Here is a 24124-nt window from a genome sequence, read left to right on the forward strand (position 1 = left end):
CGAATTGTATACGGCCAGGCGCGGCTGATGACACGGCTCTGCCCGGCTCTTGCGGCCCCCGGCGCACGGCGCGCTAAGATGCGGGCTAGACCCGTCACCCGGTACACCATGAACAAGAATCAGAAGCCGTCCGCCGAAGCCGGCGCCACTCGCAGCCGTCGTTCGAACCTGCGCCTGACTTATGTGATCGGCAGCCTCGAACGCATCCTGCGGCGCCGCATGAGCGAAGCGCTCGCGCCGCTCGGCCTCACGCTGGCGCAGTTCACCGCGCTGTCGGTGCTCGAAGCGAACGGCCAGGCATCCAATGCGCAGCTCGCCGAGCGCTCTTTCATCACGCCGCAATCGGCCAACGAGGTGATGAACGCAATGGCGAACCGCAACTGGATCAGCCGCGAGCCGGACCCGACGCACGGGCGCATCGTGCTGCTGAAACTGACCGACGAGGGACGCGCGGTGCTGCGCGAATGCGAGCAGGCGGTCAAGACGATCGAAAAGCAGATGCTCGACGACATCGGCATCGACACCGCGACCAGCGTGCAAACCCACCTCGAAACGTTCGTGCGCAATTTGCGCGGCTAACTTTCACGCGCCGCCCTATAGGTGTTTTCACCGAACGGTTAACGCTTGTATTCTCAACGTGCGCGACGGCACCTGTCTGACGAGCGCGCAGAAAGTCGCGATCGGCAACGTGTTCTCGGGCGCGCGCAATAGCATGGGCAGCGCGATCTATGCGAGCTTCCCGTACGACGCGGGCCTCGGAGCGGGCTGGTCCGCGTGGAAGCAGGCGAACTCGATCACGCTCGACCCGGCCGCCGCTGCGTTCACGTTTACGACGCTGCCGCAGAGCGCGTCGATACTGAGCCAGTTGTCGGCGTATGCGCTGAACTTCAGCATGGACAACGACGCGCCGAAGATCGTCGCGACCGGCGGCGTCTACACCGAGTCGTCCTGGTCGTTCATGACGCCGCCCGACGAAACCAACCTGAGTGCCTTGAAACAGCGCGGCGCGAAGCTGATGGTCTATCACGGCACCAGCGATCCGGTGTTCTCATCGAACGATACGACCGCCTGGTATCAGCAACTGATGGCAGCCAACGGCGGCGACGCATCGAACTTCGCGCGGCTCTACACGATCGCCGGCATGAACCACTGCAGCGGTGGCCCGAGTACCGACCAGTTCGACATGCTGACGCCGATGATCGCGTGGGTCGAACAAGGCAAGGCGCCCAACAGCGTGATCGCGACCGCACGCGACGCGAGCGGCGCCACGCCGAACAGCGACGTGCCGTCGAACTGGGGCACCGGACGCACGCGGCCGCTGTGTCCGTATCCGAAGGTCGCGCGCTACACGAGCGGCAGCGTCGATTCGGCAAACAGCTTCTCGTGCAGTTAGGTTGAAGCGGGCGGCGAAACTACGGCGAGCCGCCCGACGTCCTGCGTCGCGCATGCGGCTCCCCGGCATGCGCGGCTTGCTTTTCCAACTCGTTGCACCGGTTTGCAAGTTCGACCGGTCTGCGCACTTCACTCCCCCAGATGCTGCATGTACCGGGCTCCTCGCCGGGGAGCCCTTTCGCCCTCGCATACCGCCCTGCCGAGCACGGGCCGTTCGCCAAGCGCCGGGTTGCCGGATAGAATCCCCGCATTCCGCACCGCGGGGCACCGTTGCCCGCGATCGGGAACGGGGATTGCTGACATAACGGGGTTGAGCACAGGACGGTCACGACCAGACCGTCGCTTGCACTTTGAACGACACATCGACAATGACTACCGACGCATCCAACACGCCTCGCCCGTCCAACGCGGCGATGCCTACCGCGGCCCGGCCCAACGCGGCGCGACGCAATGTCGAAACCGGCGTGCCCGGCTTCGACGAGATCCTCGGCGGCGGTCTGGTGAGCGGCGGCGTCTATCTGCTGGAAGGCATGGCCGGCGCCGGCAAGACGATCCTGTCGAGCCAGATCGGTTTTCATCGCGTACGGCAAGGCGAGAAAGTGCTGTACATGACGCTGATCGCCGAATCGCACGACAAGCTGCTGGGTCACCTGAAAGGCCTGAGCTTCTTCGACGAAACCGCGGTCGCGCAACAGATGCTGTTCGTGTCCGGCTATCACGAGCTGATGCGGGACGGGCTCGATGGTTTCCTGAAGCTGATCGCGTCGAGCATCTACGACTACCGGCCGAGCCTGATGATCATCGACGGCTTTCGCAGCGCGCGCGAATTCAGCGAAACCGAGCTGTCGCTGTCGAAGTTCATCCACGAGCTGAACGCGCTGGTCGCCGCGTTGGATTGCACGACGCTGCTGCTCGCGCCGCTGTCAGGCAACGAGCCGCATCCCGAGCACACGCTGGTGGATGGTCTGATCGAGCTGAACCGCTATCACGACGGCATGCGCCGCGCGCGCGAGATCGAAGTACACAAGATGCGGGCGCGCGATCATCTGATGGGCAAGCACTTCTTCCGCATCGCCGGAAGCGGGCTGCTGATGTTCCCGCGCCTCGAGGCGCAGTGCGCGGCGCAGCCCGGCCCCGTCGATCTGAAAGCACGGCTCGGCTTCGGCTTGCCGCATCTGGACAACCTGCTCGGCGGCGGCTTCGCGCAAGGCTCGACGACCACGCTGATCGGCCCTTCGGGAGTCGGCAAGACGCTGCTGTGCCTGCAGTTCCTCGCGGCCGGCCTCGCACGCGGCGAACGCTGCGTGTATGTCGGCTTCTACGAGGGTCCGCAGCGGCTCGTCGGCAAAGCCGAAGCGGTGTCGATCCCGCTTGCCGAAGCGTGGCAGGACGGCCGTCTGACCGTGCTTTGGCAGCCGGCGATCGAACTCGCCGTCGACGAAATCGCCGCGAACGCGCTGGCCACCGTCAAGCAGACCGGCGCGACGCGCATCGTGATCGACGGCGTCGAGGGCTTTCGCGATTCGGCGTTGCGCACCGAGCGCTTCGGCCTGTTCCTGAACGCGCTGCTGCATCAGCTGCGCGAAGCGGCCATCTCGACGCTCGTCACCGAGGAGTTGCCGCTGTACAGCGATCCGGGCCATTCGAGGGCCGTGCGCGTGTCGGCGCTGACCGAAAACCTCGTGCTGCTGCGCTACGCAGAAACCGAAGGCGGACTGCGGCGCATGATCTCCGTGGTCAAGCAACGCGAAAGCGCGCACGACACGTCACTGCGCGAACTGTCGATTTCGTCGCAGGGACTCGACGTGATCGAAGGCTCGCCGGGCGCCGCGGGCACCCAATCGATGCCGGGCCTGTCGGCCACGCTGCAAGCGACGCGAAAAACCTAGCCACCCATGAAAACCATTCTGGTGGTGGACGACGAATTCGACATCCTCACGGTGTGGCGGCTGCTGCTGGAACGACACGGCTATGCGGTGCAAACTGCGTCGAACGGCGCCGTCGCGCTCGAACTGATCCGCTCGAGCCGGCCCGGCATCGTGGTGTCCGATTGCATGATGCCGGTCATGTCGGGTCTTCAGCTGTGCGCGGCGCTGTACGCGGACCCGCAGCTGCGCGATATTCCGATCATCCTGTGCAGTGCGGCAGCGGACATTCCGGCGCAGCCGAATCCGCATATCGCGTACGCGCGCAAGCCGCTTTCGTTCGACCAACTGCTGGCGCTGCTGGTGCGCATGGGCGGTTGAGCGCCGCCTTCCCTCCCCTTTGCCCCGCTCAAAACGCGGCTTGAGACGTTCGCGCCATTTGTCGAGCGCTTGCAGCGTTCTGTGATTCTCCGTGGCCTCTTACAGTAGGCCATCGATCGCGCCAATCAGCACACCGTAGCGCGTCGCAACTTTCGGAGGTCGTCATGAACAGCAATCGTGGTGCGGTTCCCGCTGGCTTCTTCGGTATCGCGGTGGGCTCGTTGGCGCTTGCCAACCTGTGGCGCGTGGCAATCCGGCTGTGGCAGCTGCCGGCCGTCGTGGGCAGCGCGGTGACGGTCGCGGCGCTTGCCGTCTGGGTCATCCTTCTGTTCGGCTATGCGCACAAGTGGTTCGCGCAGACCGCCGACGCACGCGCCGAACTGGACCATCCGGTGCAGTCTTCGTTCGTCGCGCTCGTGCCGATCTCGACGCTGCTCGCCGCGCAACTGCTGCAGCCGTACGCGCATACCCTCGCGCTGACGCTGTACGGCATCGCGGCGGTCGGGCAGCTTGGGCTCGGCGTCTATCTGCAGGGCAAGCTGTGGCAAGGCGGGCGCAAGCCTGAGCTCACCACGCCGGCGATCTATCTGCCGACGGTCGGATCGGGTTTCGTCGCGGCGGCGAGCTCGGCCGCATTCGGTTTCCATCAACTGGGCGCGCTGTTTTTCGGCGGCGGCATGCTGGCGTGGCTCGCGCTCGAATCGATGATCCTGCATCGCGCCGCCGTCCATGAACCGCTGCCCGAAGCGCTGCGCCCGACCCTCGGCGTGCAACTCGCGCCGCCGGTCGTCGGTGGCGTCGCGTACCTGAGCCTCACCACCGGCACGCCCGATCTGTTCGCCTACGCGCTGCTCGGCTACGGTCTCTATCAGGCTCTGATGCTGCTGCGTTTGCTGCCGTGGATCCGCCAACAGGCGTTCGTGCCCGGCTACTGGGCGTTCAGCTTCGGCGTGGCGGCGCTGCCGACGATGGCGCTGCGTCTCGTCGAACGCGGCGCGACGGGTCCGATCGAATTCGCGGCACCGGTTCTGTTCGTGGTGTCGAACGCGATCATCGCGATCCTGGCGGTGAAGACGCTTCAGCTGCTCGTGCAAGGCAAGCTGCTCCCGCCCGTGGCGGCAAGCTCGAGCGCCGCTGCGGCGCCGGTCAGGCAAGTCGCGACGGCCGCGCGGATCGCCCGAGCTCAATGAGCGCGGGGTAACGACGCCAGCCGCTCAGGCGAACCCGGCGACAGAACTCAGCAACAGAACGCGGCGGCGACGTGCAAAGCGTCCCGCCGCGTTTGCATTTGGGTTGGCGTACGTGTCAGAACCCGTGCAACGACACGACGATCAACGCAGCCGCGACGATTGCGACCACGTCCTCGATCAACGCCGCGGGCGCATCGCGCCCGAACATGCTCGCGAGCGAACTGCGCACCTTCGCGCCGCCCAGCGTGCCGATCACCGCGCCTACCGCACCGACCACCGCGCCAAGCACCCCGACGATCATGCCGCCCGCGAGGCCGCCATGCGCGCCGCTGATCGCCGCGCCGCTCAGCGCGCCGAGCACGATACGCGCGCCGAACTGCAACGGCACCTTGCGGCTCGGCGTTTCGGGCAATTGATCAGTGACCAGCTCGATGAGCGCCAGCACGCTGAAGATATACGGCGTGGCCGTGAAGCCGAGGAACGCGAGCGGCGTGCCTTGCAGTGGCAGCCATCCCAGACGCGCGGCCCAACTGACGGCGGTGGGGGCGATCATCGCGCGAAGGCCGGCGACGACGCCAATGAACAAGGCCAGAACGTACACGGACATAGCGGACTCCCGATCGAGGGCAAGGATGCAAGGTTGCACGAGCCGACGGCTTACCTGGACGAACGTCGGCAGAACATGTCGAGCATTCCATCTGGACAGTCAACTTCTCACCACCTACATCGAGGCAATCCGCAGTGCGCGTTCACCGTTGCTCACCATGCCGACGCCTCACTGCCTAGCCGCCACCGTGCGTCTGGCGCTGCACCGGGCGGGCGATTGCCCCCATCGATGTGGCCCTAGTGTCGCACAATTCGACTGGCGAATAACAGCCAGGAAATCGGCGAAGCGGGCCGATGATGATAAGTTAGCCCACTCCCAAGAAAATCTTGCATCTGCGCTATGAGACCGTATCTCCCGCTGAACGCGCTGCGCGCGTTCGAATCGTCGGCGCGGCATCTGAGCTTCACGCGCGCCGCGCAAGAGCTGAACGTGACCCAGGCCGCGGTCAGCCAGCAGGTTCGCTCGCTGGAGGAGCGGCTCGGCACCGCGCTATTCAAGCGTTTGCCGCGCGGCCTCGCGATGACCGACGAAGGGCTCGCGCTGCGGCCCGTGCTGTCCGACGCGTTCGATCGGATCGAGGCGGTGCTCAAACAGTTCGACGGCGGCCATTTTCACGAGGTGCTGACGGTCGGCGTAGTCGGCACGTTCGCGGTCGGCTGGCTGATGCCGCGTCTGAAGTCGTTTCGCGACGCCCATCCGTTCGTCGAGCTGCGGCTCCTGACCAACAACAACCTCGTCGACCTCGCGACCGAAGGGCTCGATTTCGCGATCCGTTTCGGCGACGGCACGTGGCCCGGGTCGCTCGCCACCAAACTGCTCGACGCGCCGCTCGCGCTGCTCTGCACGCCCGAGATCGCCGCGCGCCTCACGCGGCCCGACGATCTGGCCAACGAAACGCTGCTGCGCTCGTACCGCATGGACGACTGGATGAACTGGTTCGCGGCCGCGGGCATCGCGCCGCGGCCGGTCCGCGGACCGGTGTTCGATTCGTCTCGGCTGATGGTGGAGGCGGCGATACAGGGCGCGGGCATCGCGCTCGCGCCTGCTTTGATGTTCGAACGGGAGATCAATACCGGGCGCCTGGTGCGCCCGTTCGACGTCGAGGTCAAGGCGGGCAGTTACTGGCTGACCTGCCTGAAGGGCAGGCCGATGACACCGGCGATGCTGCTATTCAGTCAGTGGCTCGCGAAGGAAGCGGCCACGGCCGGCAGCGAATGACCTGCTACGCGGCCGTGCGGCAGCATCCGTTCATCGCGGGCCGCTCGGCCTGGGGCGGAAACACGTTCCACGAACCGTCGCCGTGGCGGAAGAAAAAAATCGACAGCAAGCCTTCCGGCTTCAACGCCTGTACACATACATAGCGCTGCTGCTGCGACGCGCGATGGCAGAACCGCACGACGCGCGCGGGCATCGACGGCGTGGGCGCGAGCCATTTGTCGACGACCCAGTGCAAGCTCTTTTCCGCGGCAACCATGATGTTCTCCTCGAATCGTTCCGTACCCGGCGCGCTGCGTTCACGCGACGAGCGCGAGTTGCGCGAGTTGCGCGACGTGGTGATCGTGCCTCGTGCCGCTCTCGACGAACGCCTTCACGAGGCACAGCAGCGCACGAACACCCGTGCGCGGATGGCGCAGGCAGCAATGCACCTGTTCGCTGCGGCTTTCGCCGAGCAGGCACCACGCGCAGAAGTGTTCGCAGTTGTTGGTCAGCAGGCGATAGCGGTTTTCGCCGAGGCGGGAGCGGGCGCGGCTCACTGCTTCAGCGCCGACGTAGATCGCGCTCGGCGTCGCGCGGACCGACAGCGAATGACCGGCGGCGAAGCGCGCCAGTTCGACTTCCTCCACCGGCCCGCGATGCGCGGAGCTCGCAAAGCCCGAGTAGTGCACGACGCGGCCATTGCCGACATAGATGCCGTGATGTTCGTAGCCATTGCGTTGCGTCACCAGATGGGCGCCGATCGGCAGATCGATCGTCGATGATGCGGTGTCGCAAGCGGCTGCGGATTGCGGGTCGTCGTCGCGTGTATCGAGCATTTGGGTGTTCATGGCTGGCCTCGTTTCGCATTTCCAACACTGTTGCGACAGCTTTTGCATCATCCGGGCCATGCGCCGAAAAGCCCCTGTTTACGGGGTTGTCGGCCGATCGAGCGGTTTTCTGAAGAGGTGGATGTCAGTACGGGACCAACAGAAATCGCGCTGATCTGTTGGCGCACAACGCTCATTTGAGCGTCGTGGCGCGCGTCGATTTCACGTCAGTGGAGATTGCGTGGGACGCCGATAAATGTGTTGGGTCCCACACCTGTTCGAAGGTGGGCTTGTTGGCCGCGAGCCGACCGATTGCATCGGGCGCGCTCGGGATGAAACCGCGAAACGCACGCCAGTCAATGCGCCGCGGGCTTCGCGTCGAATCCGCCCCCCATTGGCATGGCCTTTGCACCATCTGGCACAGAGTCCATTCAGCCGCGCGCATTGCACACGCGGTCAACCGGAGAACGACATGTCCTGCATCAAATTGAACGACCTCACCTTGAACCTCGCGCTCGATCGCAAAGCGATGGCGGCAATTCGCGGCGGCGGCGGCGCCCCGTGGATTTATGGTTGGATTCAGCCTTACGTGCCGCAAACGCCGAGCATTGGTCCGGTGGTCAATCTGTACGAGGTCTCCAACAACTTCTATGCTAACCAGATGATCAACCAGTTCCAGTCGGTCGACGTGCGCAATACCGGCGCGAACGCGACCCTCACCGTGTCTCCGGACGCACGCAACCGAAACGATATGGTGTAGCCGTTGTGACCTGCGAGAGCCAATTTCGCTGGACCTCGTCCGCGCGTTCCGACGCGGGACGGGTGCGCGAAATCAACGAAGACGCCTGCCTCGACGAGCCCGAAGCCGGACGCTGGGCCGTCGCCGATGGGATGGGCGGGCACGCGGTCGGCGATGTCGCGAGCCGCACCGTGATCGACGCGCTGACGCAACTGGCCGCCCCCCGCGGCCTCAGAATGCTGATCGCCGATGTACGCGCACGTCTGCAAACCGCGAACCGTCAATTGCGCGACGAAGCCGCGCGCCGCCAGGTGCAGCGCATCGGCAGCACCGTGGTCGTGTTGCTTGCCTGCGATCGCTTCTGCGGCTACGTATGGGCCGGCGACAGCCGCATCTACCTGTATCGCGATGGACACTTGCGGCAACTGACGCGTGATCACAGCCAGGTCGAAGAACTACGCTCGCTCGGCGTCATCACCGAGGAAGAGGCGCGCCATCATCCGGCGCATCACATGATCACGCGCGCGGTCGGTGCAACGGATCAGCTCGAACTCGACGAAGATGCGATCGAAGTCGCCGACGGCGACGTGTTCCTGTTGTGCAGCGATGGCCTCAGCAACGAACTGAGCGACGCCGAGATCGCCGACGTGCTGACCTCGACGGAACGCGCAAACGCATGTTGCGAACTCGTCGACCTCGCGCTCGCGCGCGGCGGGCGCGACAACATCACCGCGGTGGTCGTCGAAGCGCAGGACCCGAATGCGGCGGACAAGACCTTGCTGAATCCGGCGCCGTGAAGGTGTTCAGGCGCGCGCTTCACTGAGCCCTCAGTGAACTATCACTCAACCCTCGTCGTCTTCGTCGTCGCGTTCGTTCGCGCCGTTTTTCGTGGGCGGCGCGTTGCGATTGCGGAAATCCTTCGAGTGCAGCCCGTGCTTTTTCAGCAGCATCTGCAAGTGCGAGCGATTCATATCGATGCGCCGCGCCAGTTCGGCGACGGTCCCGCTGACTTCACGCAGTCCGCGTTCGAGGAACGCTTTTTCGGCGTCGTCGCTGGCCGCCCGCTTAGCGTCGCTCAACGACATCAGATTCGCGACGCTGATCGGCTGCTCGCCGCTTGCCTGCCCGCCATCCGCCTGCGCCGCCGCGGAACCGGGTGCGGCGGGTCGCATATCGAGCGGCAAATGCTCGACGTCGGCCATATCTGCAGCCAGACATGAAATGCGGTACATCACGTTGCGCAATTCGCGGATGTTGCCCGGATACGCATAGCTCAACAGAAAGTCCCGCAAACGCGGCGTCAATCTGACCGGCCGTCGTTTCAGCGTGCCCGCCGCCTCGTCGCCGAACCACGCTATCAGCAGCGGAATTTCGTCGCGCCGTTCACGCAGCGGCGGCAGCGTCACGTGAATCACGCTGAGCCGGTAGAACAGATCCTCGCGAAACCGGCCTTCCTCGCTGAGCTTGCGCAGATTGCGATTGGTCGCCGCGACGATGCGCGTGTCGACCGCGATCGTTTCGTCGGAGCCGACCCGTTGAATCTCGTGCGCTTCGAGCACACGCAGCAGCTTGACCTGACCTGCGAGCGGCAACTCGCCGATTTCGTCGAGAAAGATCGTGCCCGTATGCGCGCTTTCGAATTTGCCCTTGCGGTCGTTCGACGCGCCAGTGAATGCGCCCTTGCGATGCCCGAACAGTTCCGATTCGAGCAGATTGTCCGGAATCGCGCCGCAGTTCACCGAAATGAACGGCTTGTCCGCACGCGCGCCGTTCGCATGAATCACTTTCGCCATCAGTTCCTTGCCGGTGCCGCTTTCGCCGTCGATCAGTACCGGCAAATCGGTTGGCGCCGCCTTCTCCGCGATTTCGAGCGATTCGAGCAAGCGCGGATTGTCGCCGAACGTGCCTTCGAAAATGAAGCTGCGTTCGAGCAGCGCCTTGCGGCGCGCACCGCGCGATTGCTCCACGCTCGTTTGCGGCTCGCCCGCGGTGGCCGCCTGCACGAAGCGCTCCTTGTGCGAAAGCTGCATCACTTCGTCGCGCAGCGACGTGGCCTGCCTCAGCAGCTTGTCGATATCGGCGCGTTCGAGCCGCGACGACCAGCGCAGCGTGGAGCGCAGGATCTCGATCCGCTCGATCAGTCCCGCGTACGAGATCGCGGGACTCGCCTCTTCAACCTGGTCGAGTATCTTCATCATGATGCACTCAACTGTTTCTGCACGAGCTGATAGTACATGCCGCCGCGCTGGATCAGTTCCTCGTGACGGCCCTGTTCGACGATCGCGCCTTCATAGAGCACGAGAATCTTGTCCGCGCGCATGATCGTGCTGAGCCGATGCGCGATGATCACCGCCGTGCGGCCTTTCAGGATCTCCTGCATATTGCCGAGAATATTGCTTTCCGATTGCGAGTCGAGCGCCGACGTCGCCTCGTCGAACACGAGCAGACGCGGATCGTGATACAACGCGCGCGCAATGCACAAACGCTGAATCTGACCGCCCGACAAGCCGATACCGCGCTCGCCGACGATCTGTTCATAGCCGAGCGGCATCTTGCTGATGAAGCCGTGCGCGTCGGCCATCTTCGCGACTTCCTCGATACGGCGGCGCTCCGGTGCGTCGTCGCCGCTCGCGATGTTCTCGGCGATCGTGCCCGAGAACAGCAGATTGCTTTGCATCACGTAGCCGATCTGCGCGCGAAAATACGCCTTGTCGATCACGCCGGAGTCATAGCCGTCGATCGTCATTTTCCCTTCGCTCGGCTGATAGAAGCCGACCAGCAGCTTCGCGAGCGTGGTCTTGCCCGACCCGCTGCGCCCGACGATCGCGACCAGTTCGCCGGGCTTGATATCGAAGCTGATGTTCTCCAGAACATAAGCGGAATCCTCTTCGCCATAGCGGAAATACACGCCCTGCAGGCTGATTTCACCTTGCAGTTCCGGCAGCATCACGCGCGAAGGCAAATCCTGCGGCTTCTGTTCGGGCTCGATATCGAGCACGTCGCCGAGCCGTTCCATCGCGACACCCGCATCGTTGAGCATGCTCCACAAGCCGACGAGACCCATCAGCGGACTCAGTACGCTGCCCATGAACGCATTGAACGCGATCAGCTGACCGATCGTCAATTCCCGCGCGAGGACCAGATTCGCGCCGACCCAAAGAATCGCAATCGTCGTGGCCGCATTCAGCAATTGACTGCCGAAGCTGACCAGAATATTGAATGCGTGCGCGCGATACTGCAATTCGAGCGCCTTCGCGTATTTCTTCTCCCAGCGCAGCCGCACCGGCCGCTCGATGCCCATGCCCTTGACGGTCTCGACGCCGGAGAGCGCCTCCATCAGGAACGACTTCGCCTCGGTCGACGCCGTGAACACTTCGCGGGCATAGCCCTTGATCTTCGGCGTCGCGATCACCGTGAGTCCCATGATCGGAATCACGAACGCGATCAACACCAGCGTCATCTTCACGTTGTACACGAACATGATCGTGAAGTAGATGAAGATCATCAGCAGATTCAGCGCGGTCGTGACGGTGGATTCGGTCAGGAACGCGCGGATCGTCTGATTCTCCTGAAAGCGCGCAAAGATATCGCCGGTCTTGCGCTTCGCGAAGAACGAAAACGGCAGCGACAACGTATGCTTGAAAAACTGCGACATCATCGCGAAGTCCATGTTGCGGACCATGAAGTTCGCCAGATACGCGCGAATCGTCGACATCAACTGCGTGAAGATGTTGGAGATGATGAGCCCACCGATCAGCATATGCAGCAGACTGACGTTCTGATGCACGATCACGCCGTCGAGAATGTTCTGAATGATCAGCGGTGGAATCACGCCGAGCACCTGGATCACGAAGGTCGCCAGAAACAGATAGCCGAGTATCTTGCGGTATGGCTTCAGATAGCCGACAAAGCGAATCCACGGCGAGCGCTCGGCCGACATCTGCAGCAACTGCGATCCGCCGGTAAACAATAAACAGGTGCCGCTCCAGCCCCGTTCGAAGTCTTCGACGCTCAGCTTTCTGAACCCGAGTGCAGGGTCCGCCACCCACACATACTCTTTCGACAGCCCGTACACGATCACATAGTGATAGCCTTCCCAATGCACGATGAACGGCAGATCGAAGCCGCGCAGCGAATCGAACGTGCATTGCACGCCGCGTGTCGTGAAGCCGAGCGACTCGCCCGCGCGCGCCAGGCTGTCGAGCGTCGCGCCTTGCGTCGTCACGTTCGCGAGTTCGCGCAATTTCCCGAGCGTCATCGGAATGCCGTAATGGCGGCAGATCATTGCGAGACACGCGGCGCCGCAATCCATCTCCTCGGCCTGCTCGACGAGCGCGAAACGCCGGATGATCTTCTCGCCGAGTTCCGGCTTGCTCTGCAGATCGAGCATCAACGGCAGCTTGCGCCGCTGTTCGAGCCGCTTTTGCCGCTGCAATTCGCGGTCGCCGTAGCGAATCCGCTCGTCGAGTACTTCCCGCAGTTTCGGATTGCGTTCGAGAATGAAGTGAACGGTGCGCTCGGGGATGACCAGCAGCCGCGTGTCGGTGGTCGCAACGACCGATGCCATCTGCTCCTGACGCATCAGACACGCCTTCTCGCCGAAGATCTCCCCTTCGCCGAGCGTCGCGAGCGTATAGTCGTGGCCCTCCTCCTGCCGCACGATGCGCACCTGGCCTTGCCGCACCACATAAAGCCGCCTGTCGTCGCGGCCGTCCTGTTTCAGAATCTCCTTGCCGGCAGCGACCCGTTTCGCGCCGACGCTGCGCACGTACTCTTCGAGTTCCGCCTTGTTCAGCTTGCCGCGCAGATCGAACAGTTGCGCGACGAAGCCTCCGGCCGAATTGATCGCGACATAGCTGGCGACGAACGCCAACGCGGCGGCGTTGCCCGCCATCACAGGTTCGATCGCGCTGCGCGGAATGAACAGCAATTCGGTCTTGCCCGACGACCTGACCGACGCTTCGTGAACATACGAGCGCAGCATCGCAATGTCGGCAAAAATCTCGCCCGATTTGCGCACGCCCATGCTGGTTTCCTTGCCGTGCTCCTCGGTAAAGATGCGCACCGTGCCTGAGCGGATCACATAGAGACCCTCGGCCACCTCTCCAGCCGAGCACACCGTTTCGCCGAACGAATAGAACTTAGCCTGCGCGTATTCGGCAAGCCGCTCGATTTCGTCGCGCGAGAACGGCGACAGGATCTCCACCGACGCGAGAAACTCGGCGGTGGAAGGCGCGGATGGCGCGGTCTGGGGAGCGTCCATGTATCGGTGAGCCTCGCTTTATCGGGCGCTGGTCGGGCACTAGCGTGCTTCGATCACGTGTTCCTGGGCGCGGGCGATCAACCAGCTCTCGCGCAGCAAACGGCGGATTTCGGTGGCCACGTCGGCATCGAGCGTGGCCGGGTATTTGGCCGTCACCGCGAAGATCTCGAAACAGGTACGGTCGGCCGAAGGAAATGGCCCCAGCAGATCGCCGACCGACGCGTTGAAGATCTTCGCCTCGATATCGGGCTTCAGCGAACCGCGCAGCACTTTGCCGATCACGCCGCCCGACTCGCGCGTATCGGCAATCGAATGCTCGCGCGCCATCTCGGCGAAGGCGTCGGGGTCGTCGTGCAGGTACGAGATCATTTCCTTCGCCTTGCCTTCGCTGTCGAGCACGATATGGCTGACCTCGATCGCGTCGAACTTCGGTGAATTCAACGCAAAGTAGTCATGGATCGCCGCGTCGTTGCCAATCTCGTCGAGCATCTTCTCCTGATAGAGCCCGTCGGTAATGAACACCTCGAATTCGTCGAGGCTCACGTGCAGCGCGTCGAGATAATGATTCATGTCCGCCGCGCGGTGCAGCCCGCGCACGCGGCGAAACTGGTCGGCGCGCTGCTGGATTTCGTCGGCGCTGACAGCAATGCCCTGCTTCTTCGCCGCATGGACGGTAAGCTTGTCGCGCACGATCTGCTCGATCAGGCTCTCGAACTGGCCGGTCAGTTTCAGAAGACGAATGAACTCGTCCACGTCCACGACTTCTTCATCGATACGCACTATCGCGGTCATTTTCCCGGCTCCTTTCGTGGATGTTTGATTCGCGCGCTCAACCCGCCACCTCTCTGAACGGATCGAGACCGAGATCGATCAGACGCCGCTCACGCACGACGATTTCCGCATTGGCGGTCATGCCGTAACGCAGTGGATAACGCGTGCCGGCCACCTGGTAGTAGTCCTTGTCGAGCGTGACGCGGCCTTCGTAGACCGGTTGCTTGTCCTGCGCGGAGGGCTTCGTGGCCGGTGAGATATACGCGAGCGTGCCGCTGATCAAGCCATAGCGCTGATAAGGAAACGCATTGAACTTCAACTTGACGGGCAGGCCCACGTGCAGAAAGGCGCGGTCGCGTTCGGAGATTTCGATCTTCAGCACGGGCCGCGCGTCTTTTGGCGCAATGCCGCCGAGCGGCGCATTCGCCTGGATCTTGTCGCCGCGCTGCGTGGACGTGACGTCCGTAATCACGCCCGAAACCGGTGCGAGAATCAGCAGAAAATTGTCTTTATCGATGTTCTCGAAACGCACCCGCGCGGCGGCATCGGCTTCGAGGCGCGCGCTCTGCAGTTGCACGCGCAGCTTGTTCTCCGCATCGGTGACATCGCGCACCGCCTGGTCATATTGCAGCTGCAGATCGGTGCTTTGCTGGCCGCTCGTCGCGAGTTGCGCGTTCGCCTGCGCGTATTCATGGCTCAGACGAAAGTCGAGCTCGGCCAGCTTCGACTGTGCGACACGGTAAGCGTTGTCGGCTTCGAGCGCGGCCGTGCGTTTCTGCTCGACCTGCAGTTCGGCAATACCGCCGCCGCCCGGCTGCGCGAACAGCCGCGAATAGCGATCGAGTTCCTGATTCGCCGCTTCGCGCGCGCGCCGCGCGTTGTCGAGCGAGCTGCGCGCTTCGTCGAGTTCGGCCTTCTGCCCCTCGGCGAGCTTCGTCGTGCCTTCTGAAACGCGGTTCTCGTGCAAGCGCTCCTCGACTTCGAGTTGCGCCTTCAACGACGCGGCCTTGCGTTCCATCAACGCCTTCTTCTCCGGAAACTGCTTCCATTCGCGTTCGGCGTCTTCGAGTTTCACCTGTGCCTGCAATGCATTGCTCGCCGCCTCGATCGCGCCGCGCGCATTGAGCCGCGCGAGCACGTCGCCTTTCGACACCGGTTGTCCCTCGGCGATATACAGATCCGCAAGCTCGCCGTCGATCGGCGTATAGATGCGCCGCACTTCCGATTCCGGCGACAACGTGCCAGGCGCGCTGACGATCACATCCGCACGGCCGACGAACGACCACAGCAAACCCGAGACGACGAGCGCAACCATCGCCCAGATCAGCGCGCGCGCAATCCGCACCGGCTCGGACGTCAGAATCGCGATGCCTTCGACGCTATGATCTTCGAGCGCCTGCGACAACGGTTTAGGGTGAGGATCGCGTTTCACTCTGATCGCCTCCAATCAACGCGAGCTTCGCTTTCAGGAGCCCCGGGTCCAGCACCATGCGCAACTCGGTCAACGAGCGGCGCTGCAAACTCGCTTCGGCTTCGATATCCGCGAGCAGGCGATCGAAGTCGGCGGGATGATCGGCCTTTAGCTGCGTATAGATACGCATGCCCTGCCGCGCCGAAGTTTGCGCGTCGCTGAGCAATCGCGCCTCGTTCCGGAAGCCCGGCGAGATGCCGGCTTCGAGCCGCTGCGTACCACCGATCGGGCCATTCGCGCGGTACTCTTTCCACAGGCTTTGCGCGCGCAGCATCAGATCTTGCGCATGCGCAAGTGCCTGATCATGCAAGGCGGCGACGTCTTTCTGGATCGCCTGCACGAACCATGCGTCGGTTTGCGGATCGAGGCTCGCGTAGAACGCGAGCAGACGCTGGTCGTAATCTTTCGTGCCACGGGTTTTCTGCAGATCGTTGTATTGATCGGACAACGCTTTCTTGTGCGTCGCTTCGGCCGCGAGCACGTCGGACCACGGGCTCACCGGCATCGACTGCAAATCGTTCAGCGCCTGCTGCGTGTCGCCGCGTTGCCACGCGGCATCGACCTCGTCCTGACGTCGCACGATATCCGCCGACGGCAAACGCGTAGCAGCAAACTGCTGGAATTGCGCCTGAAAAGGCGGTGTGCTGAAGCGCACCGTTTTCATCATCGCGAGCAATGACGTCAATTGACGGTTCAACGCGGTATTCAACAATGCGGTGTATTGGCGCAAATCGTCGCGCACTCTATCGAGCCCCGCGAGCCGTGGATAATGCTGCGCGTAATCGTCGAGTACCGGCAGCAGCGCGTCGGGTTTGTCGCGCGAGAGTTCGGTATGAATCACGCCATTGAGCCGGTCGATCGCGGCGACGTACACCGAATCGTCGCTTTCGAGCTTGCGCAGATGGCTGAGCGTGTGTGCGTAGGGCTCCGCGAAGACCGGCACGTAGCTCGCAATCCGGTCGAGCGCGCGCTGATGGCTCGCCGCGTCGTCGTCCCAGCGGTGCAGCAGATCGTTGATCGTCGCTTCGTCCGTATACATGCGGATGGGGGCGTCGACGCCGCCGCGCGCCGCGACGAAGCGCTCGAGATCGCCGACCCATTGCAACTCGCCGACGAGCGATGCGGCATCGGCGTTATTCCCGCTCATTGCCTTGATGTTCTTCAGCAGCGCGTCGGCCTGGTCGAACTGCGCTTTTTGCAATGCTTCGATCCAGTCCGGCAATCTCGCTTTCAACAACGCCTCGCTCGCGAGCGCGCTGATTTTCGTGTCGGCCGGATGCGTGGCCAGATAGCCGCTCGCCACCGTGAAGGCGTTCGAATAATCACCGCTCGCGAGCAGGCTCCTCAACTCGCGTTCCGATGAACCGTGCAGATAGAGGCCCACGCCAAGCGCGACCACGATGGCAACACCCGCGCCGCCCCATGCCGCCGCGCGCCGCACATTGGTGCGCTCGCCGTCCGCGAACGCCTTGTGCAGCTCGCCGGCAACCATCTTCCAGCGACGCGGCTTACTTCTCGCCGCGCCTTTGCCTTTGCCGCTTCTTTCATTCGCGCCGTCTTTCGCGTCCGCGGGATGCGCCGCCTGCGCGCCCTTTGCGCCCTGCGCGCCACCCGCCGCCCCTGCTCCATCGCGCTTCGCGCGCGCGGAGCCAGGCTGCGCCGCCTCATTCACTTCGTCTTCCCGTTGCAGCGCCGGATCCACGCAGAAGATGTCGAGAAACGAGTGCGCCGCGCCGACGAAGGTCGTCTTGTCGGCATCGGCGGCACTGTCGGCCGCGGGATGAAGAGAAAGCTGGGTCACGGTGGGTTCGACGTCGGCGGAGTTATGTAGCGACACCCTGTAGACGAAGTGATCGCCGCCAAATGCAACGACGTCGCCGTCCACCAGCGCGAGCGCCGATTCGCCGAGCCGCTGTCCGTTCACGAACGTTCCGTTGGTGCTGCCGAGATCCTCGACATAGAGCTCGCCACCCTTCAGAAACAGGTGCGCATGGCGCCGCGAAATGTAATTGACCTGGTGCGGATACCGGTCTTTATAGCGCGAGAAAATCTCGTCCGTTTTGCTGACCAGAAACGGAAAAGCCAGCACGTCGACCGGTTGCAGACCCAGGTCGTCGCGCTGTGGCACCAGCAATAGATGAGTGAGGGCAGAAGCGCTTCCACCCGCGACGATGCGCGCGCGCGGTTCGATGCCGACGCGATAGCGCAACTCGCCGCCAAAGCAGAGTTCATCGCCGGAGCGCACACGTGCGGGCGTTTGCCGCACCGCGTTGCCGTTGACCGTGGTGCCGTTCTTGCTGCCGAGATCGGCGACATAAATCGCGCCATGCTCGATGAAAACGCGCGCATGCCGGCGCGAGAGACCGGCGGTCCATTGAGCGGGATAGTCGTTGAACGGCGCTTCGCTGCGGCCGATGGCGAACAGGTTGTCGACGATGCGAATGGCGTCGAGCGCGGGGTGCTGCGCGCACGCAACGGGTGACAACACCACGTCGAAGGCAGCGTCCACGCTCGCGCGCATTTCAGCAATCGGAGCTTCGCCGGTGGCCATTTTATCCGGATCACTAAGCGTTTACCCGCCGCGACAAGGACGCGGGGCGAACGGGACGAAGAACAACGGCGCAATGATGTTGTCGTGAAGAGCCATGCAAACGCTGACCCCTAAAGGATTGTAAGCCACGCATCGAGAGTGTCAATTTGGATATCGCCGGATGAGAAGACAGCGGATAAGTCGTCAGGAGACGAAATACCCGCGTGGTACGCCAACTCCTGGATTAGCTCAATGCTTCGTTACTTCTCTTTGACCTGCGCCTGCACGTCAACGCTTGGCCAGCCGCCGCCGAGCGCCTTGTAAAGCGTTACCGTGTCCGACAGAATCAGCTGATGGTTCTGCAGCAACGACTGTTGCGCCTCCAGCAAGGTCCGCTCGTCTTCGAATACCTCGAGCTGCGACACCACGCCAAGATGCAGTTGCGACTGGATCTGATCCGCGACGATCTGCAGGCGCGACACCTGCTGCTGCAATTCCTCGTGCTGCGCCTTATGTGCACTCAGATTGACGAGCGCGTTCTCCACTTCCTCGAATGCGCCCATCACGGCCACCCGATACTGCTGCTCGGCGACTTTCGATTGCGCCTCGGTCACCTTCACATGTGCGCGCACGCCAGGATCGAACAGCGGAAAGTTGATGCTCGGCATCAGGCCGAACGTGAACGACTTCAGTAACTGGTTCAGCGCGTAACTTGCGGTGCCGCCCTGCGCGGTCAGGCCGATGGTCGGCAATTGCGCGAGCTTCGACTGACCGACGAGGTCATAGGCCTCGAGCACCCTGAACTCGGCCGCCACCACGTCGGGGCGGCGCGACAGCAATTGCGCGGGCAAACCATCGGGCACGCTCGGCAATTTCACGCGCTCCTGCAAATGGCCCTGCGGCACATGGAAATCGCCGGCCGGCACGCCGAGCAACGTGCATAGCGCGTTGTCGGAGACCGCCCGCGAGCGGCGCAAATCATATAGCTCGTTGGTGAGCCGGTTGATCTCCGCCTGCTGGCGCAATACCTGCGTTTGCGGCACGAGTCCGTTGCGTGCCTGGCCTTCGTAGATCGTCAGGATTTGCCGGTTCGTCGCGATGGTCTTTTGCTGCTGTGCGATCTGATCGTCGAATTGCAGGATCTGGAAATAGGTACTGGCCACGTTCGCGACGAGTTCGAGATACCCTGCGCGCCAATCCGCCTCGGTCGCGTGGAATTCGGCCTTTTGCGCCTGCACGCCTTTTTCGACCTTGCCCCAGATGTCGATGTCCCAATTCACTTGCACCGCGAGGTTGTACGTCTTCGAGAAAGGCTGGCCAGTCGTCTTGGTGTAGTCGGCGCCGGCGCCGAGGTTTGCCGTCGGCAAGGCGGGCGCGCCTGCCTCGCTGATCTGGGAGTGCGCAACTTCGATGCGCGCGGCCAGCACCCGGATATCGAAGTTCCCGTCGATCGCCTTGTCGATCAGCGTATCCAGATACGGGTCCTGGAAGCCCTTCCACCAGTCGCGCTCGATCGTCTCCGCAGCCGATACCGGCGCGCCCTGACGATCCGACCACGCCGTCTTGGCCGGTGTGTCCGGGGTTTGGTAAGCCGGCATCCTGACGTCGACGCACGCGCTCAATACCAATGCGCACATCGCGGCCGCGCCGATGCCGCGCAGGACACGGCCGATGCGGCGTGGCGTCGTGATTGCGGCGCAAACCCGCTGAAGGTCCGGTGAATCACACGACAGATCGAGCGACGATTCCGGCAATGCTGACACGATGATCTCCAGTTGCACCCGCCTGTTTCGCGCGAAATGCCCGGTTTCAGGCCGAGCCGCTTCCGCGCGGCTTCAGTGATGAAGCGGCGGAAAAGTCGATGCGGGGAGCGGCGGACACGCAAAGGATGCGTGGAAAGGACGATTGAATGAGCGGTCTTTTTGAGTGACGCGCGGGTTGGGGCATGCACACGCGGCCGCTCGGGCCGCGTTTGCGGCGCTCATTACCCGTGGTTGACGTTGCTCGAGTAAATGGTCGGATTGATGTAGGTCGTCGTGCCGCTGACCAGCGCCGAGTTGTTGCCGTTCGCGCTCTGGATGTCCAACTGTGTGTTGATCATCTGCGTCGTCGTCTCATTCTTGATGCTGGTCGGCGCATAGACGGGCGCATAGCTGACGTACGACGGGAACGGGTTGCAGTAGCTGAAGCCGCCGCGCACGGCGCTCATCGCCTTGCTATCGAGTTGTTCGGTGTTGGACAGATCCTTGATCATCAGCGTTTTCATGGCAAATCTCCTGGGAATGGGTAAGCACATCGTGGTGCGTCGGGATTCGAGCAACTTGTCTGCTCGGACGCTACTGATGCATGGGCTATGCCAGGAGTGCTGCGCTTTCGTCTTTCGCGTGCTGGAGGCCTTATAGCAAAGGCCTGGAGGACCGCACCCGCCGTTCGGTCGCAAACAATCACCCGAGCGGGACCCGTGAATGGTGGATGGCAGCCAACAGCGCGCGCGACGTTGTTGGCTGCTCGATGACAGTCAGCGCGCGATCACCGTGATCTTCTTCGAATAGACCGGCGGGTTGTGCGGCATATGCATGTCGTCGCCCATCAACAGCTGCAACGTATGCTTGCCGGGCGGCAATTGGATCATCGTTTCCGTCTCGCCCGCGCCGAAATGCAGATGATGTCGATCCGAGGGTATCTCCTGATCCATCGGCGGCAGATCAGTATCGATCAGAAGATGGTGGTGGCCGGTGTTCGGATACTTCACGCCTTTCGGCGCGACACCCATGAAACGCAGGCCGAACCACACGCGAAAGGGCTTGTTGGCGGGCACCACCTGGCCATCGTTCGGATAGCCGATGTACGCGTATGCGTTGGGCGGCGACGGCGTCGCTGCCCACGCGCTTTGCGGCGCGGTCGATGCCACCAGCGCCGCTGCGACGAATGCCGCGGCCGCAATGATCTTGTTCATCAGGACACTCCGTTCCGGCTTGACCAGTTCGAACGAACGGATCGCGTTAGTCTTTTAGCACGGTGATCGTGATCTTCTTCGAATACACGGGCGGGTTGTGCGGCACGTGATTATGGTCGCCGAGAATCAGCTGCAGCGTGTGCTTGCCGGGCGGCAACTCGATGCGCGCGTCGGTTTCGCCGGCGCCGAAATGCAGGTGCTGGCGATCCGATGGAATCTCCTGATCGAGCGCGGGCAGATCCGTGTCGATCAGCAGATGATGGTGGCCGGTATTCGGAAACGGGATGCCTTTCGGACACACGCCCATATTGCGCAGCCCCATGCGCACCCACAGCTTGCCGCCGTGAATCACCGCGCCATCGTACGGCCAGATGATGTACTCCTCGGCCCCCGGTGGAGACGGCGTCTGCTCGGCGCGCGCGACGCCGCCAGTGCCGATACCGAGGCAGAGCGCGACGAGCGTCGCGCACACCGCCGCGCGCAATCCGCCGCGATGCGCTTGCGCCGGATGACGACTGCCGAAAAGAAAGGGAACACGGGTTCTTCGCATAGCGCACTCTCCCGAACAGGAGTCATGGCTGGGCCCGGCTATCGATGGCCTTCCGGGTGTTCGAGCGGCATGTCGCGGGTTGAAACCGGCAGACATCCACCTAGTTAAAACGACCGTGTGACGTGACTTTGTGAATCAGCTTAGGACGTAACTTGCCAAAAAGATACGCAATGCTCGTTAACCGTATGACGCGTTAAGGACTCCCGGACAGTTGTGACGCAAAGCGCGTGCTATCGTTAATAGAGAGCGCAGGCAGCGCGAATGTGGTGCACGAATGCCTGAACTCTGTCCGGTACAAACAGGATATAAAAGATGTGGCGACGATTCCTGCTGGTGTGCATGGTTGGGGCAATCCAGGCGCAGTGGGACAGTGCCGGTGCCGCGACGCAACGTGAGAGCATCGAGCCGAGCGCGGCTTGGGTGACGAGTAATCCGGGGCAGCCGGCGGACAGCGCTTTGCTCCTTTCACCGTTGGCTTCGTCACGCGCCGACACCCATTCGCGGCGTGTCGCACTCGTGATCGGAAATGGCGAATACGGCGACGCCGCGAACCCGATCCGCGTTAACGCGCCGCGCGACGCCGAATCGATCGGCGCGGCCCTGCGTGCGCGCGGATTCGAAGTCGTCCTGCGCACGAATGCTACGCCGCCGCAAATGCGAGCGGAGATCGACGAATTTCAACGACGTTTGCAAACAGGCGATGTCGGACTGTTCTATTTCGCCGGCCACGGCATGCAGATCGGTGCACAAACGCTGCTTCTGCCGGCGGGACTGAATGCACGAGCCGACGCGCGCGCGCCGGTGTCGCTACTGAATGACGGCATCGATCTGAATAGCGTTTTGCAGGCGATGCAATCGGCTCGCGCGGGCCGGATCAATCTGGTGATTCTCGATACCTGTCTCGACAATCCATTTACGCCCGCCGCGATTGCGATCGATCAACCGAATACCGCTGCCAACACCGTGATTGCCTATGCAACAGCACCGGGCGGTTTCGCGGCGGACGGTCCGCGGCATGGCGTCTATACCGGTGCGTTGCTGCAAGCGCTCGATGATGCCGACGCATCGTCCCGATCGCTCGCCGCGTTGTTCCAACATATTGCCGCTGAGGTGCGCACCGCCACACGCGGAACGCAGCAACCGTGGCTCTCGGTTGCGCACTCTTCGATTTCCACGAGTGGCGAAGCCGCCATCGCGTCGTCGAATACGTCAGACGATCGCGCCTTCACGCCGCGCAGTCGCGGCATCATGCCCAAGGAAAGCGGCGAACAATATGAAATCACGTTCTGGGACTCGATCAAGGACAGCAACTACCCGGCCGATTACGAGGCGTATCTGAAGGCCTATCCGAATGGCCGCTTCGCCACACTCGCGCATGCGCGTATCGATCGATTGCGCGCGGCGGCATCGGCTCCCGCGGTGAGTGCCGCGCCGGCTGCGCCGCCAGCCGCGCCCGCGGCGCAGAGCAGTCATGCCGCGCCACCCGCGCCGCCGGCTCCGGCCGCGCATCCCGCGGCGCAAGCCAGTGCGGCCGCCCCGCCGCCGCGCCCCGCAGCCGCGCCAGCGCCAACGGCGCCCACCGTGGCCGCAGCAGCGCCACTCGCGCAAAAGACCGTCGCCCATCCTCCGACGGCCGGTGAAATCCGCGACTGCCCGACCTGTCCGATCATGGTCGCGGTACCCGCCGGCATGTTCGCAATGGGCAGCAATACCGACGACCCGTCGGAACGGCCCGTGCATCGCGTGAGCATTGGCGCGCCTTTCGCGATCGGCAAGTTCCCGGTGACGGTCGAGCAATGGAATGCGTGCGTCGCCGCCAACGCCTGCCAGAAGCTGACGCCGGAGAGCAATAGCAACAAGAGCGCACCCGCGCGCGATCTCAGCTGGGACGATGCGCAGCAGTACGTCAAATGGCTCGCCAAAACGACCGGAAAACCGTACCGTCTGCCGACCGAAGCCGAATGGGAATATGCGGATCGCGCCGGCACCACGACCGCGTACTGGTGGGGCGAGCAGATGCGCAAGGGCAACGCCAATTGCAAGGACTGCGGCGACCCGTGGCACAAGGAAGGACCGGAAAACGTCGGCACGTTCGCCGCGAATCCGCTCGGCTTGTACGACATGAACGGCGGCGTCTGGGAATGGACCGCCGACTGCTGGCACAACACCTATCAGGGCGCGCCCGTCGACGGCCACGCGTGGGACTCGCCGGGCTGCGAGATGCGCGCGATTCGCGGCGGCTCATGGCGCGAAGGCGGCGACTACATGCTCAGCGCGACGCGCTTCAAGTACAGCGCGGGCGTGCGTCAATCGCAGAACGGCTTTCGCGTGGTCAAAGACCTGCACTGAGGGCCGTTCCGCTCCCGTTCCGGTCGGCTCTGCGAC

20 protein-coding genes and 2 pseudogenes are annotated in these 24124 nt (G+C 63.2%); 10 read left to right on the forward strand and 12 right to left on the reverse strand.

Features of this window, described 5'->3' with window-relative positions; genetic code table 11:
- The first annotated feature begins 78 nt into the window (after window positions 1–78).
- The 5 genes and pseudogenes from EVC45_RS30405 (at window position 79) to tehA (ending at window position 4828) form a co-directional block, all read left to right on the forward strand.
- Window positions 79–579 carry a MarR family winged helix-turn-helix transcriptional regulator gene (locus tag EVC45_RS30405; RefSeq protein WP_129961875.1) on the forward strand — a complete coding sequence of 167 codons (501 nt, stop codon included), beginning with the start codon at window positions 79–81 and terminating at the stop codon, window positions 577–579.
- Window positions 580–625: 46 nt separating this feature from the next.
- Window positions 626–1393, forward strand: a pseudogene (locus EVC45_RS30410) (tannase/feruloyl esterase family alpha/beta hydrolase); the annotation flags it as partial.
- A gap of 412 nt (window positions 1394–1805) precedes the next feature.
- Entirely contained in the window at window positions 1806–3281 is a 1476-nt protein-coding gene (locus EVC45_RS30415) for an ATPase domain-containing protein (RefSeq protein WP_129961914.1), read from the forward strand.
- Window positions 3282–3287: 6 nt separating this feature from the next.
- On the forward strand, window positions 3288–3638 hold the full coding sequence (locus tag EVC45_RS30420) for a response regulator (protein WP_129961876.1): 351 nt from the start codon (window positions 3288–3290) through the stop codon (window positions 3636–3638).
- A gap of 164 nt (window positions 3639–3802) precedes the next feature.
- On the forward strand, window positions 3803–4828 hold the full coding sequence (gene tehA / locus EVC45_RS30425) for a dicarboxylate transporter/tellurite-resistance protein TehA (RefSeq protein WP_129961877.1): 1026 nt from the start codon (window positions 3803–3805) through the stop codon (window positions 4826–4828).
- A gap of 115 nt (window positions 4829–4943) precedes the next feature.
- On the opposite strand, the gene EVC45_RS30430 is transcribed toward tehA, so the two are convergent.
- On the reverse strand, window positions 4944–5435 hold the full coding sequence (locus tag EVC45_RS30430) for a DUF4126 family protein (RefSeq protein ID WP_129961878.1): 492 nt from the start codon (window positions 5433–5435) through the stop codon (window positions 4944–4946).
- A 339-nt stretch (window positions 5436–5774) separates the two neighbouring features.
- Here EVC45_RS30430 and EVC45_RS30435 point away from each other — a divergent pair, with 339 nt between their 5' ends.
- Window positions 5775–6653: a LysR family transcriptional regulator gene (locus EVC45_RS30435; protein WP_129961879.1), complete on the forward strand. Its 879-nt coding sequence runs from the start codon at window positions 5775–5777 to the stop codon at window positions 6651–6653.
- Window positions 6654–6657: 4 nt separating this feature from the next.
- On the opposite strand, the gene EVC45_RS30440 is transcribed toward EVC45_RS30435, so the two are convergent.
- Together EVC45_RS30440 and EVC45_RS30445 are read right to left on the reverse strand one after the other, a co-directional pair.
- Complete coding sequence (locus EVC45_RS30440; protein WP_129961880.1) at window positions 6658–6909, reverse strand: hypothetical protein; 252 nt, start codon at window positions 6907–6909, stop codon at window positions 6658–6660.
- Between the two features lie 40 nt (window positions 6910–6949).
- Window positions 6950–7480 carry a lecithin retinol acyltransferase family protein gene (locus tag EVC45_RS30445; protein ID WP_129961881.1) on the reverse strand — a complete coding sequence of 177 codons (531 nt, stop codon included), beginning with the start codon at window positions 7478–7480 and terminating at the stop codon, window positions 6950–6952.
- 451 nt (window positions 7481–7931) lie between these two features.
- Here EVC45_RS30445 and EVC45_RS30450 point away from each other — a divergent pair, with 451 nt between their 5' ends.
- Both EVC45_RS30450 and EVC45_RS30455 read left to right on the forward strand, forming a co-directional pair.
- Window positions 7932–8219, forward strand: coding sequence for a hypothetical protein (locus EVC45_RS30450; protein ID WP_129961882.1), 288 nt, complete (start codon window positions 7932–7934; stop codon window positions 8217–8219).
- 5 nt (window positions 8220–8224) lie between these two features.
- Window positions 8225–8995: a PP2C family serine/threonine-protein phosphatase gene (locus EVC45_RS30455; protein WP_129961883.1), complete on the forward strand. Its 771-nt coding sequence runs from the start codon at window positions 8225–8227 to the stop codon at window positions 8993–8995.
- A 45-nt stretch (window positions 8996–9040) separates the two neighbouring features.
- Here the strand turns inward: EVC45_RS30455 and EVC45_RS30460 are convergent, their stop codons facing one another.
- The 9 genes from EVC45_RS30460 to EVC45_RS30500 all read right to left on the reverse strand — a co-directional run bounded on the left by EVC45_RS30460 (window position 9041) and on the right by EVC45_RS30500 (window position 21739).
- On the reverse strand, window positions 9041–10396 hold the full coding sequence (locus EVC45_RS30460; RefSeq protein WP_129961884.1) for a sigma-54-dependent Fis family transcriptional regulator: 1356 nt from the start codon (window positions 10394–10396) through the stop codon (window positions 9041–9043).
- On the reverse strand, window positions 10393–13461 hold the full coding sequence (locus EVC45_RS30465; RefSeq protein WP_129961885.1) for a peptidase domain-containing ABC transporter: 3069 nt from the start codon (window positions 13459–13461) through the stop codon (window positions 10393–10395). The genes EVC45_RS30460 and EVC45_RS30465 overlap by 4 nt, the downstream gene beginning before the upstream one ends.
- 39 nt (window positions 13462–13500) lie before the next feature.
- The gene (locus EVC45_RS30470) at window positions 13501–14253 is read right to left on the reverse strand and encodes a peptidylprolyl isomerase (protein ID WP_129961886.1); all 753 of its coding nucleotides are present in this window, start codon (window positions 14251–14253) and stop codon (window positions 13501–13503) included.
- Between the two features lie 37 nt (window positions 14254–14290).
- Window positions 14291–15664: an HlyD family efflux transporter periplasmic adaptor subunit gene (locus tag EVC45_RS30475; protein ID WP_129961887.1), complete on the reverse strand. Its 1374-nt coding sequence runs from the start codon at window positions 15662–15664 to the stop codon at window positions 14291–14293.
- The gene (locus EVC45_RS30480) at window positions 15642–18254 is read right to left on the reverse strand and encodes an FHA domain-containing protein (RefSeq protein WP_129961888.1); all 2613 of its coding nucleotides are present in this window, start codon (window positions 18252–18254) and stop codon (window positions 15642–15644) included. The genes EVC45_RS30475 and EVC45_RS30480 overlap by 23 nt, the downstream gene beginning before the upstream one ends.
- A 239-nt stretch (window positions 18255–18493) precedes the next feature.
- Window positions 18494–19870: an efflux transporter outer membrane subunit gene (locus EVC45_RS30485; protein WP_248295323.1), complete on the reverse strand. Its 1377-nt coding sequence runs from the start codon at window positions 19868–19870 to the stop codon at window positions 18494–18496.
- Between the two features lie 347 nt (window positions 19871–20217).
- Window positions 20218–20499, reverse strand: a complete 282-nt coding sequence (locus tag EVC45_RS30490) for a hypothetical protein (protein ID WP_129961889.1) — start codon at window positions 20497–20499, stop codon at window positions 20218–20220.
- A gap of 252 nt (window positions 20500–20751) precedes the next feature.
- Complete coding sequence (locus tag EVC45_RS30495) at window positions 20752–21189, reverse strand: DUF4399 domain-containing protein (protein WP_129961890.1); 438 nt, start codon at window positions 21187–21189, stop codon at window positions 20752–20754.
- A 46-nt stretch (window positions 21190–21235) separates the two neighbouring features.
- Window positions 21236–21739 (reverse strand): DUF4399 domain-containing protein, encoded by a 504-nt coding sequence (locus tag EVC45_RS30500; protein ID WP_129961891.1) that lies wholly within the window; start codon window positions 21737–21739, stop codon window positions 21236–21238.
- Between the two features lie 339 nt (window positions 21740–22078).
- On the opposite strand from EVC45_RS30500, the pseudogene EVC45_RS48000 reads away from it, so the two are divergent.
- Window positions 22079–22834, forward strand: a pseudogene (locus EVC45_RS48000) (caspase domain-containing protein); the annotation flags it as partial.
- A 15-nt stretch (window positions 22835–22849) separates the two neighbouring features.
- Entirely contained in the window at window positions 22850–24088 is a 1239-nt protein-coding gene (locus EVC45_RS48005; RefSeq protein ID WP_373683095.1) for a formylglycine-generating enzyme family protein, read from the forward strand.
- Window positions 24089–24124 lie beyond the last annotated feature (36 nt).

It is taken from the genome of Paraburkholderia sp. UYCP14C (genome assembly GCF_004197395.1).
Classification (GTDB): domain Bacteria; phylum Pseudomonadota; class Gammaproteobacteria; order Burkholderiales; family Burkholderiaceae; genus Paraburkholderia.

Excerpts from the sequence above, each read along its gene's own strand:
- EVC45_RS30405 (WP_129961875.1), top strand. The coding sequence starts at position 79 with ATGCGGGCTAGACCCGTCACCCGGTACACCATGAACAAGAATCAGAAG.
- EVC45_RS30415 (WP_129961914.1), top strand. The coding sequence starts at position 1,806 with ATGCCTACCGCGGCCCGGCCCAACGCGGCGCGACGCAATGTCGAAACC.
- EVC45_RS30420 (WP_129961876.1), top strand. The coding sequence starts at position 3,288 with ATGAAAACCATTCTGGTGGTGGACGACGAATTCGACATCCTCACGGTG.
- tehA (WP_129961877.1), top strand. The coding sequence starts at position 3,803 with ATGAACAGCAATCGTGGTGCGGTTCCCGCTGGCTTCTTCGGTATCGCG.
- EVC45_RS30430 (WP_129961878.1), bottom strand. The coding sequence starts at position 5,435 with ATGTCCGTGTACGTTCTGGCCTTGTTCATTGGCGTCGTCGCCGGCCTT.
- EVC45_RS30435 (WP_129961879.1), top strand. The coding sequence starts at position 5,775 with ATGAGACCGTATCTCCCGCTGAACGCGCTGCGCGCGTTCGAATCGTCG.
- EVC45_RS30440 (WP_129961880.1), bottom strand. The coding sequence starts at position 6,909 with ATGGTTGCCGCGGAAAAGAGCTTGCACTGGGTCGTCGACAAATGGCTC.
- EVC45_RS30445 (WP_129961881.1), bottom strand. The coding sequence starts at position 7,480 with ATGAACACCCAAATGCTCGATACACGCGACGACGACCCGCAATCCGCA.
- EVC45_RS30450 (WP_129961882.1), top strand. The coding sequence starts at position 7,932 with ATGTCCTGCATCAAATTGAACGACCTCACCTTGAACCTCGCGCTCGAT.
- EVC45_RS30460 (WP_129961884.1), bottom strand. The coding sequence starts at position 10,396 with ATGATGAAGATACTCGACCAGGTTGAAGAGGCGAGTCCCGCGATCTCG.
- EVC45_RS30465 (WP_129961885.1), bottom strand. The coding sequence starts at position 13,461 with ATGGACGCTCCCCAGACCGCGCCATCCGCGCCTTCCACCGCCGAGTTT.
- EVC45_RS30470 (WP_129961886.1), bottom strand. The coding sequence starts at position 14,253 with ATGACCGCGATAGTGCGTATCGATGAAGAAGTCGTGGACGTGGACGAG.
- EVC45_RS30480 (WP_129961888.1), bottom strand. The coding sequence starts at position 18,254 with ATGGCCACCGGCGAAGCTCCGATTGCTGAAATGCGCGCGAGCGTGGAC.
- EVC45_RS30485 (WP_248295323.1), bottom strand. The coding sequence starts at position 19,870 with ATGTGCGCATTGGTATTGAGCGCGTGCGTCGACGTCAGGATGCCGGCT.
- EVC45_RS30490 (WP_129961889.1), bottom strand. The coding sequence starts at position 20,499 with ATGAAAACGCTGATGATCAAGGATCTGTCCAACACCGAACAACTCGAT.
- EVC45_RS30495 (WP_129961890.1), bottom strand. The coding sequence starts at position 21,189 with ATGAACAAGATCATTGCGGCCGCGGCATTCGTCGCAGCGGCGCTGGTG.
- EVC45_RS30500 (WP_129961891.1), bottom strand. The coding sequence starts at position 21,739 with ATGCGAAGAACCCGTGTTCCCTTTCTTTTCGGCAGTCGTCATCCGGCG.